This window comes from Elioraea sp., from assembly GCF_051860475.1.
GTDB lineage: Bacteria > Pseudomonadota > Alphaproteobacteria > Acetobacterales > Acetobacteraceae > Elioraea.
Genome location: NZ_JBHYDW010000057.1, coordinates 20014 through 24276 on the forward strand (window position 1 = coordinate 20014; position 4263 = coordinate 24276).

Below are 4263 nucleotides of genomic sequence, written 5' to 3' on the forward strand. Positions count from 1 at the left end.
GAACCGCGCCCGACGGCGCGATGACGACGAGTGCCGAGACCGCGGACGCCGACAGAACGGTGGCGCGCCGCATCGTTCCGCGTGCAAAATCTCGTATGAGCGCTGTGGAGGCAAGCCCCATCAGCGCCCACCCCGCGGCGAGACCCGCGAGCGCGGTCGCCGCGTGCGCCACCAGTTCGCTCGACCCCGTCCAGCTCCAGAGCAGGGCGCGCGGCAGCAGCACGAATACGGCCGCCGACGGCATGATCAGGATCGCAAGCACCTGCGCGGCATGGTCGAGGGCCCGTCGCGCCTCGCCCTCCTGCCCGTTCGTCACGGCCGCCGCGACCCGCGGAAACCAGACAGCGCGCACCGGCATCGTCAGCACGCCGAGCATCTGTGCCACCTGGGCGACCAGCGCATAGGCGCCGAACGCGCCGAGTGTCAGGATCGCCGCCCCGGCAAGGCGGTCGATCAGCATGAACCCGGTGCCGAGCAGCGCCAGCGCGGAGACGTCGCGCACATACGCCGTAGCCCCAACTAGCGAGGCGCGCGCGGGCGGCAGACCGCGCCGCAACCTTGCCCGCAGGACGGCTGCCGTGCCCGCGCCCGCCAGCGCCTGCCACAGCAGCACGGCCCGCACATCCGTAAGCCCGCCCAGGACCAGCACGACCGCCCCGCCCCAGCGCAGCATGGCCCCGGCGGCCTGGATCAGCGCCGCTTCGACCTGTCGCCCCCGCCCGTTGAGTCCGGCCTGGTACAGTCCGGTCGGCCAGAACGCGGCGGCGGAAAGGGTTGCAAGCGCGAGGCCGCCGGCGAGCTCGGCCCGGGGCCACGCACTCGCAAGCACGCCGGCGAGCGGCCAGGCGAGCACCGCCCCGAGCAGCGCCACCGCCAACGCCGAGGCGAGCAGGACGCGCTCTGCGGCCGCGAGCAGCGCTGCTCCGGGTGCGGTCCCCTCCGCCGCGAGCCGCCGCGTCAGCGCGGTCGACGCGCCGGCATCAAGGACGCCGAGCAGCAGCAGAAGCATCGTGGTGATGCCCAGCAGGCCGAATCCGTCCAGCCCCAGCCCGTGCACCAGGACGGGCGCCGCGAGCAGTGTCGTGGTGGTCTGCACGGCCTGGGCCGCGAGCAGCACGACGAGGCTGGTGGAGATGCGAGTCGTCATGCGCCGCCGATCAAGCCCGCACCGCGTGGCGGCGGCAAGGCGGCCTGTCCGCAGGTCAGGGGCGCTCGGCCTCTGCGCGCTCGGCGAGGCGGGTGCGCGCCGCCGGGGTCGGCCGATGCGCAAGCCCGAAGACGTCGCGGGCGAGAAAGTGTCCCGTGAGGCGAAGCCCCGCCGCAATGTCGGCGCCGCGTGCAGGCACGTCGCCGAGCAGGAATGCCGGCAGCACGAACAGGCGCTCGGCCCAGTCGCCCGCGCCCTCGGCCGTCACCGCGCGGCCCGTGCGCGGCGAGACGTAGACCAGGCCCTCGCGCCTGCCTGTCACCGCGCAGGCGGAGAGGTCGAGCCCGTAGCCCAGCTCAGCGAGCAGCGCGACCTCCCAGCGCACATAGTCGGGCGCGAGCGATGCGCCCTCGCCGATGCGGACGAGCAACGCGTGCAGTCCCTCGTAGGCGAGCGGGTGCGGCTCATGCTCGGGCAACGCTGCCTCGGCGACCGCGCAGGCCGAGGACAGCAGTGCCAGCGACCACGGGTCGTCCATCGCGGCGGCGGCGATCGCGGCGAGCGGCTCGCCGGTCAGATGGCCGAGCTGATCGGCGACGCGCGCGGACCAGGACACGGCCAGCACATTGCCCGGCTGCCAGACGCCGCGGCTCCGCGTCGATGCGCCACCCCGCACATGGCCGTGCCAGTGCCCGTGGCCACGCGCGAGCACGGAGACGATGGCGTGGCCCTCGCCGTGCGGCCGGGCGGACAGCACGATCGCCTCATCCTCCCAGCGTTCCATGTCAGGGCGCGGGGTCGACCCTCACCCTGACCCTCTCCCGCGGGCGGGAGAGGGGACCCGGCGGCGACATCAGGTCCCCTCTCCCCCGGGAAGGGGAGAGGGTCAGCGTGAGGGGGACCCTCGGACGCATGCACCTCACTCGGGATCGAGCCCCATGTCGCGCAGCCGCGACCGTTCCTCGTCCCAGCGCTCGCGCACCAGCACGTGCAGGAAGAGGTGCACGCGGCGGCCGAGCTCGCGCTCGAGTTCGGCGCGCGCGGCCGCGCCGATCGCCTTCAGCCGCGCCCCGCCCTTGCCGATCACGATCCCTTTCTGGCTGTCGCGCATGACCACCACGGCGGCGCGGATCGTCACCGAGCCGTCGGCCCGCTCCTCCCAGGTCTCGGTCTCGACCGTGGTGCCGTAAGGCACCTCCTCGTGGGTCTGGCGGTAGATCTGCTCGCGCACGATCTCGGAGGCGAGAAGCCGGTCGGGCTGATCCGACAGCTCATCCTCCGGGTAGAGCCAGGGGCCTTCGGGCATGGCCGCGGCAAGCCGGTCGAGCAGCCGGTCGACGCCGTCGCCGGTCTCGGCCGAGATCATGACGGTCTCGGCGAACGGCGCGATTGCGTTGAGGTCGCGCGCGAGCGGCAGCAGCCTCGGGGCGGCGACGAGATCGACCTTGTTCAGCGCGAGCCAGAGCGGGCGGCCGGTGCCGCGCAGCCGCTCGGCGATCGCGCGCACGCCCTCGGTCAGGCCGGCCTTCGCATCCACCAGCAGCAGCGCGAGATCGGCATCCGAGGCGCCCGACCAGGCGGCCTTCACCATCGCCCGGTCGAGCATCCGGCGCGGGGCGAAGATGCCGGGCGTGTCCACCAGCACGATCTGGCTGGTCCCGCGCATGACGATCCCGCGGATGCGGAATCGCGTGGTCTGCGCCTTGGGTGACACCGCGGCCAGCTTGGCGCCGACCAGCCGGTTCAGCAGCGTGGACTTGCCGGCGTTGGGCGCGCCGAGGATGGCGACGAAGCCCGCCTGTGTTGCGCTCACGACCCCGCCTCCAGCCGGGCGAGCAGCGCGGCCGCGGCGGCCTTCTCGGCCTCGCGCTTGGTGACGCCCGCGGCCTCGGCGCTCTGCTCGCCGACGCTCACCGTCACCGTGAAGCGCGGGCGGTGCGACGGCCCCTCGGCGGACACCGTGCGATAGGCCGGCAGCGCGAGCCCGCGCCCTTGCGCCCATTCCTGCAAGGCCGTCTTGGAGTCGCGTGGTGCGTCCGCCAACGCCGCGACCTCCTCGGCCCAGTGCGCGCGGATGAAGTCGCGCGCGGCGGCGAGTCCGCCGTCCAGGTAGAGCGCGCCGATCAGCGCCTCGCAGGCGTCGGCGAGCACGGTGGCGCGGCGGCGCACCCCCGTCGCCGCCTCGGAGGCGGGCACGATCAGTGCCTCGCCGATGGCGATCCGCCCGGCGACCGCCGCCAGTGTCTCCTGATTCACCAGATGCGCGAGCCGCTGGCCGAGCCCCCCTTCCCGCTCGCCCGGGAAGCGCTCGACCAGCCACTCGGCGATGACGAGGCCGAGCACGCGGTCGCCCACGAACTCGAGCCGCTCGTTGCTGGCGAGTCCGCGGTTGCGCCCCTGGGTCAGGCTGCGATGCGTCAGCGCCTGGCGCAGCAGGCCCGGATCCGCGAAGCGGTGCGCGAGACGGTCGGCGAAGTCCCCGCTCACCTGATCGCGTCGAGGAAGCGGCGGAAGCGCCAGTTCCAGACCTGCCAGAACGGGCCCTCGTGGCTGAAGAAAATGATCTCGGCCCGGCCGATCAGGTTCTCGACCGGCACGTAGCCCACGCCGCCCGGGCCGAAGTCACGGCTGTCGGAGGAGTTGTCGCGGTTGTCGCCCATGGCGAAGACGTGGCCGGCGGGGACATGGAACTCCTGCGTGTTGTCGAAGCGCTCGGTGTCGCTGAAAACGCAGATGTAGTAGCTGCGCTCGCCCGGCAGGGTCTCGCGGTAGCGTCGGCTGCGGATGCGGGTGCCGGTGCCGTCCTCCTCGCAGAGCCCGGCGGACTCGCGCCTGGTCGCGGTGCCATTGAGGTAGAGCACGCCGTTGATCATCTGCACCCGGTCGCCGGGCAGGCCGACGATGCGCTTGATGTAGTCGGTGGTGTCGTCGCGCGGCCAGCGGAACACGGCGACATCGCCCCGGTCGGGCATGGAGGCGAAGATCCGCCCCTCCCACAGCCGGGGCGAGAACGGCATCGAGAACCGCGAGTAGCCGTAGGAGTACTTGGAGACGAACAGGTAGTCGCCCACCAGCAGGGTCGGCACCATCGAGGCCGAGGGGATGTTGAACGGCTC

The 4263-nt window shown here is 73.1% G+C and carries 5 protein-coding genes; all 5 read right to left on the reverse strand.

The genetic code is table 11. The annotated features are described in order from the left end of the window. Nucleotides 1-1147: hypothetical protein (locus ACTIFU_RS11880; RefSeq protein ID WP_439578522.1), on the reverse strand; the 1147-nt coding region annotated here is incomplete at its 3' end. Nucleotides 1148-1202: 55 nt separating this feature from the next. Continuing rightward, a complete protein-coding gene (gene recO, locus ACTIFU_RS11885) occupies nucleotides 1203-1931 on the reverse strand; it encodes a DNA repair protein RecO (protein WP_439578523.1) in 729 nt (242 codons plus the stop codon). Nucleotides 1932-2066: 135 nt separating this feature from the next. Then, on the reverse strand, nucleotides 2067-2960 hold the full coding sequence (era, locus tag ACTIFU_RS11890) for a GTPase Era (protein WP_439578524.1): 894 nt from the start codon (nucleotides 2958-2960) through the stop codon (nucleotides 2067-2069). Then, complete coding sequence (rnc, locus tag ACTIFU_RS11895) at nucleotides 2957-3634, reverse strand: ribonuclease III (protein WP_439578525.1); 678 nt, start codon at nucleotides 3632-3634, stop codon at nucleotides 2957-2959. Before rnc ends, era begins: the two co-directional genes overlap by 4 nt. Further along, nucleotides 3631-4263 (reverse strand): signal peptidase I (gene lepB, locus ACTIFU_RS11900; RefSeq protein ID WP_439578526.1); only part of this gene is annotated, 633 nt, incomplete at its 5' end. The genes lepB and rnc, both read right to left, overlap by 4 nt.